Origin of the sequence: Bacillus salitolerans (genome assembly GCF_042680805.1) — a bacterium.
Taxonomy (GTDB): Bacteria; Bacillota; Bacilli; order Bacillales; family SA4; genus Bacillus_CJ; species Bacillus_CJ salitolerans.
In genome coordinates this window covers 40,018-53,554 of sequence record NZ_JBHUEM010000003.1, presented here as the reverse complement: position 1 = coordinate 53,554, position 13,537 = coordinate 40,018, and the positions used below count along the sequence as shown (strand labels likewise).

The 13,537-nt window shown below is 37.0% G+C and carries 13 protein-coding genes; 6 read left to right on the top strand and 7 right to left on the bottom strand.

The genetic code is table 11. The features are described from left to right. Nucleotides 1–4 precede the first annotated feature (4 nt). Both clpB and ACFSCX_RS01805 read right to left on the bottom strand, forming a co-directional pair. Complete coding sequence (clpB, locus tag ACFSCX_RS01810) at nt 5–2,614, bottom strand: ATP-dependent chaperone ClpB (RefSeq protein WP_377926392.1); 2,610 nt, start codon at nt 2,612–2,614, stop codon at nt 5–7. 118 nt (nt 2,615–2,732) lie between these two features. Further along, nucleotides 2,733–2,912, bottom strand: coding sequence for a YjzC family protein (locus ACFSCX_RS01805; RefSeq protein ID WP_377926391.1), 180 nt, complete (start codon nt 2,910–2,912; stop codon nt 2,733–2,735). 229 nt (nt 2,913–3,141) lie between these two features. Here ACFSCX_RS01805 and ACFSCX_RS01800 point away from each other — a divergent pair, with 229 nt between their 5' ends. Next, a complete protein-coding gene (locus ACFSCX_RS01800; protein WP_377926390.1) occupies nt 3,142–3,963 on the top strand; it encodes an undecaprenyl-diphosphate phosphatase in 822 nt (273 codons plus the stop codon). 66 nt (nt 3,964–4,029) lie between these two features. Here the strand turns inward: ACFSCX_RS01800 and ACFSCX_RS01795 are convergent, their stop codons facing one another. Beyond that, nucleotides 4,030–4,341 (bottom strand): metal-sulfur cluster assembly factor, encoded by a 312-nt coding sequence (locus ACFSCX_RS01795; protein WP_377926389.1) that lies wholly within the window; start codon nt 4,339–4,341, stop codon nt 4,030–4,032. A gap of 66 nt (nt 4,342–4,407) precedes the next feature. Next, entirely contained in the window at nt 4,408–5,715 is a 1,308-nt protein-coding gene (locus ACFSCX_RS01790) for a Na+/H+ antiporter NhaC family protein (RefSeq protein ID WP_377926388.1), read from the bottom strand. 86 nt (nt 5,716–5,801) lie between these two features. Here ACFSCX_RS01790 and ACFSCX_RS01785 point away from each other — a divergent pair, with 86 nt between their 5' ends. From ACFSCX_RS01785 to ACFSCX_RS01770, 4 genes are all read left to right on the top strand, one after another. Then, nucleotides 5,802–6,620: a Cof-type HAD-IIB family hydrolase gene (locus ACFSCX_RS01785; protein ID WP_377926386.1), complete on the top strand. Its 819-nt coding sequence runs from the start codon at nt 5,802–5,804 to the stop codon at nt 6,618–6,620. A 97-nt stretch (nt 6,621–6,717) separates the two neighbouring features. Continuing rightward, entirely contained in the window at nt 6,718–6,870 is a 153-nt protein-coding gene (locus ACFSCX_RS01780) for a hypothetical protein (protein ID WP_377926385.1), read from the top strand. Nucleotide 6,871: 1 nt separating this feature from the next. After that, the gene (locus ACFSCX_RS01775; RefSeq protein ID WP_377926384.1) at nt 6,872–7,069 is read left to right on the top strand and encodes a DUF3813 domain-containing protein; all 198 of its coding nucleotides are present in this window, start codon (nt 6,872–6,874) and stop codon (nt 7,067–7,069) included. Nucleotides 7,070–7,186: 117 nt separating this feature from the next. Next, nucleotides 7,187–8,332: a hypothetical protein gene (locus ACFSCX_RS01770; RefSeq protein ID WP_377926383.1), complete on the top strand. Its 1,146-nt coding sequence runs from the start codon at nt 7,187–7,189 to the stop codon at nt 8,330–8,332. Between the two features lie 214 nt (nt 8,333–8,546). Here ACFSCX_RS01770 and ACFSCX_RS01765 read toward each other — a convergent pair whose 3' ends face one another. From ACFSCX_RS01765 to ACFSCX_RS01755, 3 genes are all read right to left on the bottom strand, one after another. Then, nucleotides 8,547–10,364, bottom strand: a complete 1,818-nt coding sequence (locus tag ACFSCX_RS01765; RefSeq protein ID WP_377926382.1) for a sulfatase-like hydrolase/transferase — start codon at nt 10,362–10,364, stop codon at nt 8,547–8,549. 325 nt (nt 10,365–10,689) lie between these two features. After that, nucleotides 10,690–11,538: a BsuPI-related putative proteinase inhibitor gene (locus ACFSCX_RS01760; RefSeq protein ID WP_377926381.1), complete on the bottom strand. Its 849-nt coding sequence runs from the start codon at nt 11,536–11,538 to the stop codon at nt 10,690–10,692. Between the two features lie 95 nt (nt 11,539–11,633). Next, nucleotides 11,634–12,476, bottom strand: a complete 843-nt coding sequence (locus ACFSCX_RS01755) for a YitT family protein (RefSeq protein ID WP_377926380.1) — start codon at nt 12,474–12,476, stop codon at nt 11,634–11,636. A gap of 145 nt (nt 12,477–12,621) precedes the next feature. On the opposite strand from ACFSCX_RS01755, the gene ACFSCX_RS01750 reads away from it, so the two are divergent. Continuing rightward, on the top strand, nt 12,622–13,482 hold the full coding sequence (locus ACFSCX_RS01750; RefSeq protein ID WP_377926379.1) for a DegV family protein: 861 nt from the start codon (nt 12,622–12,624) through the stop codon (nt 13,480–13,482). Nucleotides 13,483–13,537: the final 55 nt, after the last annotated feature.

Here is a 13,537-nt window from a genome sequence, read left to right as displayed (position 1 = left end):
TTTTCTAGTGTTTAGGCTTTATAATCAGGCCTCCCTCATTAACGTCAATCAAAACAGAGGATGAATCCTTTACTTCACCTGCAATCATCATTCTCGCAAGTTTCGTTTCGATTTGCTTTTGGATAAACCTTTTTAACGGTCTTGCTCCATACATCACATCATAGCCCGTCATAGCAATATAGGATTTTGCTGGGTCTGAAATCGTTACTTTAATTCGTTTATCTTGAAGGCGAGTTTCAAGTTCTTGTAGAAGCTTATCTACAATGTAACCGATTTCTTGTATTGAAAGTGGTTTAAAGATAATGATATCATCTAGGCGATTGAGAAATTCTGGCCTAAAATGATGCTTCAGCTGCTGCATCACCCCGTCCCTAGCTTGCTCGTTAATTCCACTTTCTTCATTATATCCTTCCAATAATAATGAAGAACCAATATTAGAAGTCATGATGATGATCGTATTTTTAAAGTCAATCGTCTTCCCTTGCGAATCAGTAATCCTTCCGTCATCTAATACTTGTAATAGGAGATGAAAAACCTCTTGATGAGCTTTTTCCACTTCGTCAAAGAGAATGACAGAATAAGGATTTCTTCTTACTGCCTCTGTTAATTGCCCTCCCTCTTCATAACCAACATAACCTGGTGGCGCTCCAATTAATCTAGAGACTGCATGTTTTTCCATGTATTCTGACATGTCGATTCTAATCATATGATCTTCACTGTCAAACAAAGCTTGAGCGAGAGTTTTGGCAAGTTCCGTCTTTCCTACCCCTGTTGGCCCAAGGAAGAGAAAGGATCCAATTGGTTTATTAGGATCTTTAATTCCTGCCCTTGCTCGTAAAACGGCATCCGAAACAAAGGCAACAGCTTCTTCCTGTCCGATTACCCTAGATTTTAAAATACTTTCTAGATTTAATAGCTTTTCTCTTTCTGTCTCAACTAGCTTTGTTAAAGGAATCCCGGTCCACTTTGAAACTATCGCTGCAATTTCTTCCTCTGTCACCTGTTCTCGTAATAGCTGATGGTTCTTTTTTTGCTCGGCAGATTTATCCTCAAGATGTTTTAATTCTTTTTCTAAGCTCGGAATTCTCCCATGACGTAGTTCTGCAGCACGGTTAAGATCATAGTCATTTTCAGCATCCTCTAGTTCTCTTCTTGCTTTATCAAGAGCCTCTCTTACGTGCTGAACTTCTTGAATGGAAGCCTTTTCCTTTTGCCATTGATCTTTCATATTCTGAGCTTTTCCTTTAAGTACCTTAAGTTCTTCTAGAATATGTTCTCTTCTTTCTACACTTGTTTCATCGGTTTCATTGCTTAATGCAGCCTCTTCAATCTCGAGTTGCATCACTTTTCTCAGGACTTCATCAATTTCACTTGGCATGGAATCAATTTCTGTTCGAATCGTTGCACAAGCCTCATCAATTAAATCAATGGCTTTATCTGGTAAGAATCGTTCCGTTATATAACGATTTGAAAGGGTTGCTGCCGAGACAATCGCCTTGTCATGAATATTAACACCATGATGGATTTCAAATCTTTCTTTCAAGCCTCTCAATATCGAAATGGTATCTTCAACAGTAGGTTCTGTAACTTGTACTTGTTGAAATCTGCGTTCTAAGGCAGGATCCTTCTCAATATATTTTCTATACTCATCTAGCGTTGTTGCTCCGATGCAGTGTAATTCTCCTCGTGCGAGCATTGGTTTTAGCATATTGCCTGCATCGAGTGCTCCATCGGTTTTTCCTGCACCAACAATTGTGTGAAGCTCGTCGATAAACAGGAGGATTCGCCCTTCACTTTTTTTCACTTCATTTAGAACGGCCTTTAATCTTTCTTCAAATTCTCCTCTAAATTTTGCTCCTGCAATTAAGGAGCTCATATCTAAGGAGAAGATGGTTTTATCTTTTAACCCTTCCGGTACATCTTTTCTAACGATTCTTTGTGCAAGCCCCTCGACTATTGCCGTTTTTCCAACACCAGGCTCACCAATTAAGACCGGATTATTTTTTGTCTTTCGGGATAGGATTCGAATCACTCGGCGAATTTCTTGATCTCGACCAATTACAGGATCTAACTTGCCAGTTTTCACTTCAGCTACTAAATCACGACCATATTTTTTTAATGCTTCATATGTTGTCTCTGGATTTGTACTTGTCACCTTTTGATCACCTCGAATATCATCAATCACAAGTTGTAATTGATGTTGATGTAAGTTTAACTTCGTAAATATACTACGCATCTCGTTATCGAATTCCTGATGACTAAGTGCCAGTAAGATGTGTTCAACCGAAAGATAATCATCCTCAAACTGCATTTGAATATCTACTGCTTTTTTAAATACGCGTTTGAGATTATTTGATATGTAAACCTTACCTGCTTCAGAGTCTGAATAAGAAACAGACGGTTTATTCGTTAGGACTTTAGATAATTCCTCGTGAAAATCTTCTATTTGGATAGACATCCGTGTAAGAATCAATTGAGTCAGTCCACCCTCTTTCAGAGCAAGTGCTTTCAATAAGTGAGCAGCATCGATTTCTGGGTGTGAAAATGATATAGCTAATTTTTGAGCTTCTTCTAAAGATTCTCGAAGGCTATCTGTGATATTAGTAAGATCCATATCATCACTCCCTTTTTTGACCTATTTTGACCTTTAGGTTCATTATAATATAAATTGTGAAACTTACCAACTATTTGAAAAAGCCCCCCATTGCTGGGGTGGCTTGATGTACTTTTACTTAAGGTTTCCTTGTGTAGCTCCATTTCCGATTATGATTAGACGTTTCTGGGAACGGTTCTCCCGCTTTTAACCGAATCATCTTCGGATTCATAACATTACTTCCAGTTTCACCAATTTCAATGTATGTTCCGTTATTTGGAGCTTTTTGACCTGGCATAAATTGACGATTTTGTCCCATCGTGCACCCTCCTTTTATATATTGGGTTGCAACAATATTTTACCCGCGTTTTACGGTTTTATTTCGAAAGCCGGGACCTTACATTTTTTGGGTGTTAAACATATATCAACAGGACAATTCATAAATATGAAAATGAAACGTACAAGTTTCTACATGAATGTTTTTCTTTAAAATCTCGACAAAATAGTGTTTAATGAAACATGTAAAAAAAATTGTCCGGAGGATGTAAATGGAATTAGCAGATAAGTTTATTTTACTCATTAAGTATTTATTTTTAGGTGTTTTTCAAGGGTTTACTGAACCAATCCCAATATCATCAAGTGGACATCTCGTTATGGCTCAATATTTTCTTGGTTTAGAAATTGAGGGGATGAGCTTTGAGGTATTAGTTAACTTTGCCTCTCTTTTAGCGGTACTGATAATTTATCGCTTTGATTTACTTAGGCTGATGGAAAACGGATTTCGTTTCGTTACAACCAGAAAGCCTGAAGCAAAGTCCGATTTTATGTTTATCATTTATTTGCTCATCGCAACCATTCCTGCTGCTGTCATTGGCTTACTATTCGAGGATTTTATTAGTGAAAAGTTAAAAAGCATAAATGTTCTAGGATATACTCTTGTTATTACAGGAATCGCATTGTTTTTAATTCGTAACTTAAGAGGTAAGAAAAATGATGCTGAATTAACATTAAAGGATTCCGTTATTATTGGTATTGCTCAAGCAATTGCACTAATTCCCGGAATCTCACGTTCTGGGGCAACCATTGTTGCAGCAATGGGACTAGGGATGAGACAAGAAACAGCTTTACGGTTTTCGTTCCTTCTTTTTATTCCAGTAAGTGCTGGAACCATGCTGTTAAGTGCTTCAGATATAATCAATGACCCACAAATCTCTACCCTTTGGATGCCCTATTTACTAGCATTTAGTGGCTCTTTAATTGCATCCTATTTTTCTTTAAAATGGTTTATGGGAATAATGGCTCGTGGTAACCTACTTTATTTCGCTATTTATTGCTTTATTGTGGGCGGAGCGGTCATTTTATTTGCTTAAAGACGGTTAATTCAGGTTTCGATACAAAGATGAAGAGTGAGGTTTAACCTCACTCTTCATTTATTTTTAATCTGCAATCCCTAAGGCAATTTTCGCATATCTTGACATTTTATCCTTTGACCATGGTGGACTCCAGACGATATTCACTTCCGAATCTTTGATTTCAGGTAAATCTGACAATGCTCGTTTTACCTCATCAACAATTTGTCCTGCTAGTGGGCAACCCATTGAAGTAAGAGTCATCGTAATGGAGGCGATCCCATTTTCATCAAGGTCCACTCCATACACTAAACCTAAATTCACAATATCAACCCCAAGCTCCGGGTCAAGTACTGTTTCGAGGGCCCCATAAATATTTTCTTCTAATGCTTTATCCATCCTTACTCACTCCTTTCATCTATTAAAAGTATAACCTACATTTTACTTAGAGTTCATCGTTTCTGCTTAATGAGACATGGATTTTTCTTTTGACATTTTAGAATAAATATAGGAATAGAGCATTGTGATAATTGGTAAGCACCAAATAAAAATGGCATATGGTAAATAATCGAACAATGGAACTCCTAGAACAGTACTACACATAATCGCTAATACACTCCATGGAACCATACCAGCAAATAGCATAGACGAATCCGCCATTACCCTTGCAAATTCTCGTTTATTTTGTCTTACATCCCATTCAGATAAAAAGGACCTACCTGTTAAAATAATCGGGATTGTCTGATTACACCCTAGCATCGTAATAATAAGTGTGGCAAACATAGTTTTTCGAGTCATTGTAGAAAGTGAGCTCGATGGTCCAAGCCATTTAGTGAGTAGCGGCTGAAAAATTGAGAACTCTTCAATCATACCATTATAGGCTCCAGCTAAACCAATAAATGCAATTAACGGAAGAATCTTCTGAAGGCCTCCTCCTGTTTGATTTGTTCCTTCCCATAAATTGATTATGATTTGCAGAAAAAATCCATTCATAATTACCGTGATTATAAGTGCCACGACAATACTTATGAGGAAACAATATCGAATTTTCAACTTGATAATGGCACAAATGACGAGTGATACAGCTGGCAAGATAAGATACCACTTAAAATGATCAACATTTGTAAAAACGGTTGCTCCTGATGGCTTAGTTATATCAAAATACAGGAAAAATATACTGGAAAAAACCAGTCCAATGCTACCTGTTTTCCATAAGCTTCTTTGAAACAATTTTCTCTCTAATTCAATCGTATGTGAAAGTAATTGGTTGGCACTTGAAAAGGGAGAAGTTCGATCTCCTACAAATGCACCGGAAACAAGAGCACCAGCAGTCACCTCAACACTCATCCCAATTGACATAGCAGCTCCTATTAGAGGAATTCCAATTGAACTTAAGGAACCAACACTTGTTCCAAGTATCATGGAAATAATGAACGTACTACTAAACGCTGATATATAAAAAAATGAAGGATTTATATTTGATAATATCAAATAGACCATTTGGTCAATCGTTCCAGCCATGTCCCATGATGGTAACAGTATACCCACTAAGCAGAGGATGATCATAATTTCCTTCGTTTTTAAAAATCCTTCACTTGCACTTTTAGTAATTTTTTTAGTTGGATGCCCTTTTTTTACACAACTATAAAAAACAAAGAGAAAGCCAGGGAGAAAACCAATTAATAGATACCACTTAAGTAAAATAGAGCTTACAACCCCCGCTAATGTTACGATGACAATATTAAGGGTGTCTCTAGATGAAAAACCTTGCATGATACACCTTCCTATTTTTAAAATAGACAAATATTTTCTAAAAGAGGTAAACTTAAGGAAACAATGAAATGAAAAAGGAGATTCTTATGACTCAGCCACATTTAATTGCAGTCGATTTAGACGGAACATTGCTTACTGATAATAAAAGTATATCATCAAGAACTAAAAAGGCATTATTAAATGCAATCGCATCTGGCCATCATGTTGTCATTGCAACGGGTCGCCCCTTTCGAGCAAGCCATATGTACTATAAAGAGCTTGGATTGACTTCACCTATCGTTAACTTTAATGGTGCATATGTTCATCATCCTACATCATCTTCATGGGGTAGTTTTCACTCACCATTTGATGTCAAAACAGCTCAAGATATCGTTGAGGCAAGCGAAGGGTTTATCGTGAAAAATATATTAGCAGAGGTCATTGATGATGTATATATTCATTATCACGACAATGATATGATGGATCTTTTCAGCTCAGGAAGTAATAAAGTCCAAACAGGGGATTTACGAGAGATCTTACAACACGATCCTACCTCTATTTTAATCCATGCTGATGAAGATAAGGTTAGTGAGATAAGAAGACACTTATCAGATGTTCATGCAGAAGTGATCGACCATAGAAGATGGGGTGCTCCTTGGCATGTTATCGAGATTGTGAAAAGTGGTTTAAATAAAGCAGTTGGCTTAAAAAGAGTGGCGGAACACTTTTCTATTCCAACTGATCGCATCATCGCATTTGGTGATGAAGATAACGATTTTGAAATGATTGAATATGCGGGTCATGGCGTGGCAATGGGCAATGCGATTGAACAGTTAAAATCGCTTTCCAATTATGTGACAAAAACCAATGAGGAAGACGGTATTGCCCATTATCTAGAGGATGTTTTAGGAATCGTAAAACCATAAAATAGCGTTTTCTTTTTTGAATACTCCGCGTATTACTCACGCACAATAGTTAGTGATGCAACTTTTAAGCATCACTAACTTTTAGGGGGAATGTATCATGGGCAGAAGCAATAAATCAAAACGCTTTGTACAACAAAGTAATGATTTTATCACGAAGCACGATGAACGATTCCCATATAGATCAACACTAGCAGAGGCCGAAGAACAAAAGCTGGAAAACGTTGAGAAAAGCTCTCTTGGAGGCGTATAAGATGGGTAACCAATTATTCCAAAAAGCTAGAGAAGCTGTCTCACTTGCTAAACAAGCAACTACCGGAGCAAGTACTCTAGATGCAGGAAATGCGGTACAGGTTGCCAAAAATGCATTGTCTTCAGCTTACGCAAATTCTACTGATGCAGAAAAAGAACAACTAAGAATGTTACAGCAAGAACTCGACCAAATCCAATAAGTCATCTCAAAAAGAACGAAACCTGCGGAAAGATTCCGCAGGTTTCTCTTTTCTTTCCATTCTCACTTCTGTTACTATTGATATATTCTTACCGTTCGCAAGGAGACACTACATATCATGAAGGTAATATCATTAAAACAGAAAGATACTGAACAAATTCAACCAATTGATTTAATCGATTCTTCCCTCTTTTATATTTCTAAGTCAACATCGGTGTTTCCCGTAAGTAATTTCACGATATATGAAAAAAAGGGAGCTCGGACGAAGGCTATTCATACGGTTCAGGATGGGATTGAGTTTCCTTATGAGTTCCCGTATCTTAGTTATGCCACTCGGACTGTATCGTCACATCAAGTCTATTACACGTTCTATCGCTTCCATCTAATTAGTAAACTTGTGGAGGAAATTGGGACCGTCCATTATCCGGCTGATGTTGAGCTTGAAGGTATCTTTATGACTAGTCAAGAAGTCATGTACTATATTAGAAAAGTTAAAGATCATGATGAGGATGATGAAATAACGTATTACTTGTTTGATGCAAAAAAACAAAAAGACTACGTATTACTAGAGCACTTCCTTGCCAATTCAATTTCTACACCTACTGTATATGAGTATGACGAAGAATGGTATTTAGTGTTTAACCCTTTTTACTTAGAAACATGGGAGAAAGAAGATTTATATCGAAAAAAGTTAACCGAAACGACGCTTCCAAGTGAAGAATTCATATCAATTATCCCGTTAAAACAATTTATTAAAGAGGCCAAGGCTGGTACACCGATATCTGGTATTCTTATCGAAGAAAAGAAGCATGATGGTTTTGTAAGAGTCATTGCCGAAAATGGTGATTCCATTTTCTATGTTCGAAAAAATTATCTTGATCAGAAGGAAGAATTAGTTGAATTAAGTAAACAAACATTCGCGAAGAAAAGCTATCCTTTACCAACTGGATTTTCCTATCATTCCATACGTGTGTTTAATGAACATGTTTACTTCGTATCTACTGAAGAAGATTATTTCTATTCTCCGATCAAAAAGGAAATATTTCGGATTGATCATACGTACTTTGAACATTTAATTGGTGTCATGAACGTTTATGTACATTATGTTGACCACCAATATATTGTGGCTGATTGTTGGACTAGAAATAACCAGGAGGATCGCTTTTACGTAGCAGTCGTAGATAAAGAAAATCGATCGGTGATGTATTTTGATGGCAAGTCTCTTGGGTGTGAAGTATTTGATCAAACGGTGGTTATCTATTAAGTAATTTTTGCTGATGTAAGATCACGCGGTATAAATACCCCTATTCAGTTGATGATAGTAGGTTTGGTTATTAGGGAAATCCTCTCATCCACAACTGAATTTCCAGTATTAATAACATTTAATTTAACATTGCATTAACAAATAATATTGCCCACAACCATTAAGGTTGTGGGCAATATTTTTAAAAGAATCTTCAACAATAATAAACGAATCCTTAATTTTTAACCCCACATGATGGCTTTCCAGGAACATCTCCACTAGAAGGGTATAGTCGTTTTTGGAGGCATTGTTCTTTAAGGACTTTTAATAAATATTGCTGAATATTCTTTAATTCTGGAGTGGTATTTGAAGGATCTGCTAAATTTTTCTCTTCAAGAGGATCCTTCGTTAAATTGTATAGCTCAAATTGGTCAGGTACGGACTCGGTCTTATTCGTTGTCAAACAAATAGAAGCTACGGTATCTTCTGATAGGGGAAAAGTACCTTTTTGACTAGTTACTTGATCTTGAACTCCTGGATTACTCCAAAATTGTGGATTATCGAAGTAACGGGAAAACTTCCAAATCTCCTCTTTCCCATTTTCCCCTGTTTGCAATTTTGTGATGACCGTTTCTAGATGATTAGGCTGTATAACAGAATCATATGGTTCTCCTGTAATACTTACTTGATTCAATCCTCTTGTCACATCATCATCCGTCATGAAGTAGATTGGCTCATTGGCACGATGGAATTTATGTTTTCCTTGAATAAAAGGGGTAAGGTCTCGGCCAACAAAGGGGTGAACCTCCGTATGATCCTTACGGAGTTTTTCTTGTATGATTTCGACATCAATTCCAGCAAGTCCTAACAAAGTAGGAATGATGTCTACATGGCTCGTCAACATTTTCGTTCTTTTCCTACAAGAGAAAAGTTTAGGGCTATGAATCGTAAGTGGCACATGGATGGATTCTTCATAAGCGTTATACCATTTTTGAAATAACCCCCCGTGAGCTCCTAATAAATCACCATGGTCCGAAGTGAAGATGACAATCGTGTCTTCGTAGAAACTAGAATTTTTAAGAGCCTTCATAACTTTATACATTTCATTATCTACTTGCTTGTGCAATGAATAATAGAGCTGGCGGTAAAAGAGACTATCAACTGTTGGCTGTAGAGCTTCTTGATAAACCTGACGGTAACTTTCTTGGGCAGTTGGTTTTGTTGCTAATGATTCAACTGCAGTTGGAGCCCTTAGAATATACGGAACAGATGGATCTATCTCAAAATTATACGACGGAACGTGTTGGTTAAGAAGACCAAATAAAGTAATATCATGAGGGTTTACGAAAGAAGAGACGATAAACCATGGCGTGTCTTTATGTGACTCTTTATCAAGTGAACTAATCAATTCTACCGTTTCTTCTGAATATATGGCGTCACGGCCGCTTACTCCTACAGCTGCTGACGAACCTGAATTACGAGGGTTTGTACCGTGTGGCTCTGGCCCAATCCAACCATTAAAACCAAATGGATCTAAACGATTTGCATGGAGGTATCGTTGTTCATTTTCACGATTTGGGACACCAGTGTTAGGATCGTAGCTCACTAAAGCATTATGTGTGTCTGGGATTAATATATCCTCATCCGAAAGATGCCATTTTCCTTTATAAAAGGTTCGATAACCTGCCGTACGGAAATAGTCTCCGAGCGTAGGTACCGTATTCGGATCAAGCCAGAATACATCTGGATCAAACGCCCCCTTAGCAGCTCCAGTTGTTTGCGTAACCCCATGCAGAGATGGATACTGCCCAGTGAAAAGAGTGGTTCTACTTGGTGAACATGCAGTTGCACCACAATAATGATTTAAAAATGTCATTCCATTTTCTCGTAATAGTCTTTGTGTTTTCAAATTTTCCCTACGCCATTTTTTTAGATCGTTGGTTTCATAAACTGGTGGGAATCGCTGCTCGTCTACCATGAGGAAAAGAAAATTCGGTCTTTTAGGCAGAGGGGAACTATTCTTTCGATTTTTATTGGTTGATGAAATGCCCATTGTTTAATCCCTCCTGAAATTGAAGTGATGAATATGTAGTTATATTATGATCAAAGAATTCTAGATGATTGGACTCATCGTAGCTGCCACTAGAGATGAATATTATCCAAGGCTTACAGCTATGGTGGACAACTTTGATATTTAGCTAGACGGGATGCAGGCATAGGATTCAGAAGGAAAGCCATCTTGTAGAGATCATTTAATAGTGGGATTATACGCATACATTAAACAGTAAAAAAGAGGTGTGAATTAGTATGCTAATTCACACCTCTACATGCCTGCTTTTTTATGCATTCTCCCTCTCAACTAAAAGCTTGGGGAATTATTATTCTGATTTAAAACTTTCAAGAACTGCAAAATAAGAGTTTACGATGGAACCATCTTTTGCACTTCGTTCATATAGATGAAGGGTCAATGTACCATTTTTCGGTAGATCCTCTTTTGAGATGGTAAGATTCATCTCAAACTGTGTCCATGAGGGAGCTCCTTCCTTCAGTTGAAAAGGTGTTTCTTCAATAATGATATTATGACCATCTTCAACAGAATACAACATGACGGCCTCAAACACTCTCGCCTCTCCTGTAACCGTGTAATCCCCTTTTTCACCAGTTACTTCAATATTTCGAAACGCAACATTATCATTTTCTGCAATTTGCTTGATTTCAAAGGTTTGCTCTGTTGTAAAGATATCACTTTCTATTTCATGATCATTTACATTCATTGGTAAAATAGTTGCAATTGCTGTATATGTTCCAGGCTGTATATCCGTACCATCTACGGAATAATCCCATTCCTCTTGATATGCTAACTCCTCATTTGCTTTTAATTCGATTGTTTCTAATGCTTCTGTAAATGCCCTTCCGTTAGAATAACGATAAACTTCCATTCCATTTGAGTCATTGACAATGATTTCATATTTTTGGCCTGATGAAAATGTTAATTTTACGTCCTCGTTAGAGTTGTTCATAAATTGAATCTTAAATAATGCTTTATGATCAGTTGCCTCTACTTGTAAATCCGTACTAAAGTCAGCAAGATCAATGGATGTTGAAGTTGTCTCCTTAGATGGTTCCTTAGATTCTTGCGCTGTATCCTTTTGGCCTTGATCATCTGCTGTTCCGCACGCTGATAACAATAAGGCTACACCTGTCAAAATTAGTAGAAATCGCTTCATATGTTGTTTCCTCCTAAGTTAAAGCATTCTCTATAATATTAGTCGTTATGGAAGTAGAAAGGTTACGCCCGAAATTTAATTGATCATTAACAAACTTATTCCTTTCTAAAAAATCCAAAAATGCCAGTCGATTGTACAATGTTGGTGAATGCATTTGGATCTACCTCTTTTATTGTTCTCTCTAAATCATATAGTTCATATCTCGTTATGACAATGATAAGCATCTCTTTATTCGTGTTAGTGAATGCCCCTCTTGCAGGTACTATGGTGATCCCTCTTACAAGCTTCGCATGAATAGCATTTTTTAAATCTTCACCTTTTTTTGTAATAATCATAGCTGTTAGCTTTTCATGACGAGTATGGATCGCATCAATGACTCTCGTTGAAACATAAAGGGCGACAAGCGTGTATAGAGCTTTCTCCCATCCATATAAATAACCCGCTGCGGTAATAATAAACCCATTCAAAATAAAAATATAAGTGCCCACTGGACGGTCCTTCATTCTAGATAAGACCATCGCAATAATATCTAATCCACCAGTAGAAGCCCCCCATTTCAAGGTAATTCCGATACCAATAGCTGCAATCACTCCTCCAAACACAGCATTAAGAAGAATATCCTCAGATACAGAATAGACTGGGATTAACTCAAGAAAAATGGTTGTTAATGCAACACTTATAAAACTGTATAGCGTGAAAGACTTCCCTACTTTCCTCCAACCTAATATCGTTACAGGTATATTCAGGATAAAAAGCAAGATCCCTGTCGATATGTAATAGGGAGTATAATCCTGGACAAGGCTTGCTATTAGTTGGGCAATACCCGTAAAACCACTAGCATATACATTGGCGGGTATTAAAAATAAATTAAGAGCAATAGCTCCAAGTAATGCTCCAATGACGATTATCACTATTTTCTTAGCTTCGGTAAGAACCATCTAATCCTCCCCTTATGTTCCTATACTACTACTATTTCCTTTTTACTTAATAGAAAAACAAAAATTTGAGTTTTATTCAGAAACTAGATAAACTTATCGTAACATACTTATTTTACATAAAAAATAAATATAATGGGGTGTCTAGATGGCTATTCAGTTAGTAACAGATAGCGGTTGTGATCTACCGCTAGAATTTTTACAGAAAGAAGGTATTCTATTATTTCCATTAGTTGTTCATCTTGAAGGACAGGATTTCTATGATATGGAGACCATTGATTCTTCCAAGATATTTGAAGCAATGAGAGAGGAAAAGGTACCGAAAACTTCACAAGTTCCTCCCACTAGGTTTCAAGAGGTATTTACAAAGCTAGCAGAAGAAAAGAAAGATGTCGTTTATGTTGCCTTCTCTTCACAATTGTCAGGTACATATCAAACTTCAGTGATGATGGCTGAACAAGTGAAAGAGCAGTATCCAGATTTTAAACTAACGATTATTGATACGAAAGCTGCTTCTCTAGGTATGGGGTTGGTTGTACTTGAAACAGCTGAAGCAATCAAGAAAGGCTTATCTTATGATCAAGTTGTTCATACAGCGACCGAGACTGCTCAAAACATGCAGCACTTATTTACAGTAGATAACCTGGAATATTTAGCAAGAGGCGGACGGATTTCAAAAGCTTCTGCGTTTGTTGGTGGACTTTTGAACATTAAACCATTGCTTCATGTGGAAGATGGAAAATTAGTCCCTCTAGAAAAAATTAGAGGTAGAAAAAAAGTACTACAGCGAATGATAGAGCTTATGAAAGAAAGAGGTAGTGACTTAAGTAATCAAGTGATTGGTATCAGCCATGGAGACGATGAAGAAACGGCTCTATTATTAAAGGAGAAAATAAAAGAAGAGTTCTCTTGTGAAACGTTTTACATTAACCAAATTGGTTCCGCGATAGGAGCACATGCTGGACCTGGAACGATTGCTCTATTCTTCCTTAATAAAACGAAAGCCTAATTATTTATAGGATAAAAAAGTTTAGATGTGTAAGGATATAACTGTAATGATTTTA

Excerpts from the sequence above, each read along its gene's own strand:
- clpB (WP_377926392.1), bottom strand. The coding sequence starts at position 2,614 with ATGGATCTTACTAATATCACAGATAGCCTTCGAGAATCTTTAGAAGAA.
- ACFSCX_RS01750 (WP_377926379.1), top strand. The coding sequence starts at position 12,622 with ATGGCTATTCAGTTAGTAACAGATAGCGGTTGTGATCTACCGCTAGAA.
- ACFSCX_RS01760 (WP_377926381.1), bottom strand. The coding sequence starts at position 11,538 with ATGAAGCGATTTCTACTAATTTTGACAGGTGTAGCCTTATTGTTATCA.
- ACFSCX_RS01790 (WP_377926388.1), bottom strand. The coding sequence starts at position 5,715 with ATGCAAGGTTTTTCATCTAGAGACACCCTTAATATTGTCATCGTAACA.
- ACFSCX_RS01800 (WP_377926390.1), top strand. The coding sequence starts at position 3,142 with ATGGAATTAGCAGATAAGTTTATTTTACTCATTAAGTATTTATTTTTA.
- ACFSCX_RS01805 (WP_377926391.1), bottom strand. The coding sequence starts at position 2,912 with ATGGGACAAAATCGTCAATTTATGCCAGGTCAAAAAGCTCCAAATAAC.
- ACFSCX_RS01780 (WP_377926385.1), top strand. The coding sequence starts at position 6,718 with ATGGGCAGAAGCAATAAATCAAAACGCTTTGTACAACAAAGTAATGAT.
- ACFSCX_RS01755 (WP_377926380.1), bottom strand. The coding sequence starts at position 12,476 with ATGGTTCTTACCGAAGCTAAGAAAATAGTGATAATCGTCATTGGAGCA.
- ACFSCX_RS01770 (WP_377926383.1), top strand. The coding sequence starts at position 7,187 with ATGAAGGTAATATCATTAAAACAGAAAGATACTGAACAAATTCAACCA.
- ACFSCX_RS01785 (WP_377926386.1), top strand. The coding sequence starts at position 5,802 with ATGACTCAGCCACATTTAATTGCAGTCGATTTAGACGGAACATTGCTT.
- ACFSCX_RS01795 (WP_377926389.1), bottom strand. The coding sequence starts at position 4,341 with ATGGATAAAGCATTAGAAGAAAATATTTATGGGGCCCTCGAAACAGTA.
- ACFSCX_RS01765 (WP_377926382.1), bottom strand. The coding sequence starts at position 10,364 with ATGGGCATTTCATCAACCAATAAAAATCGAAAGAATAGTTCCCCTCTG.
- ACFSCX_RS01775 (WP_377926384.1), top strand. The coding sequence starts at position 6,872 with ATGGGTAACCAATTATTCCAAAAAGCTAGAGAAGCTGTCTCACTTGCT.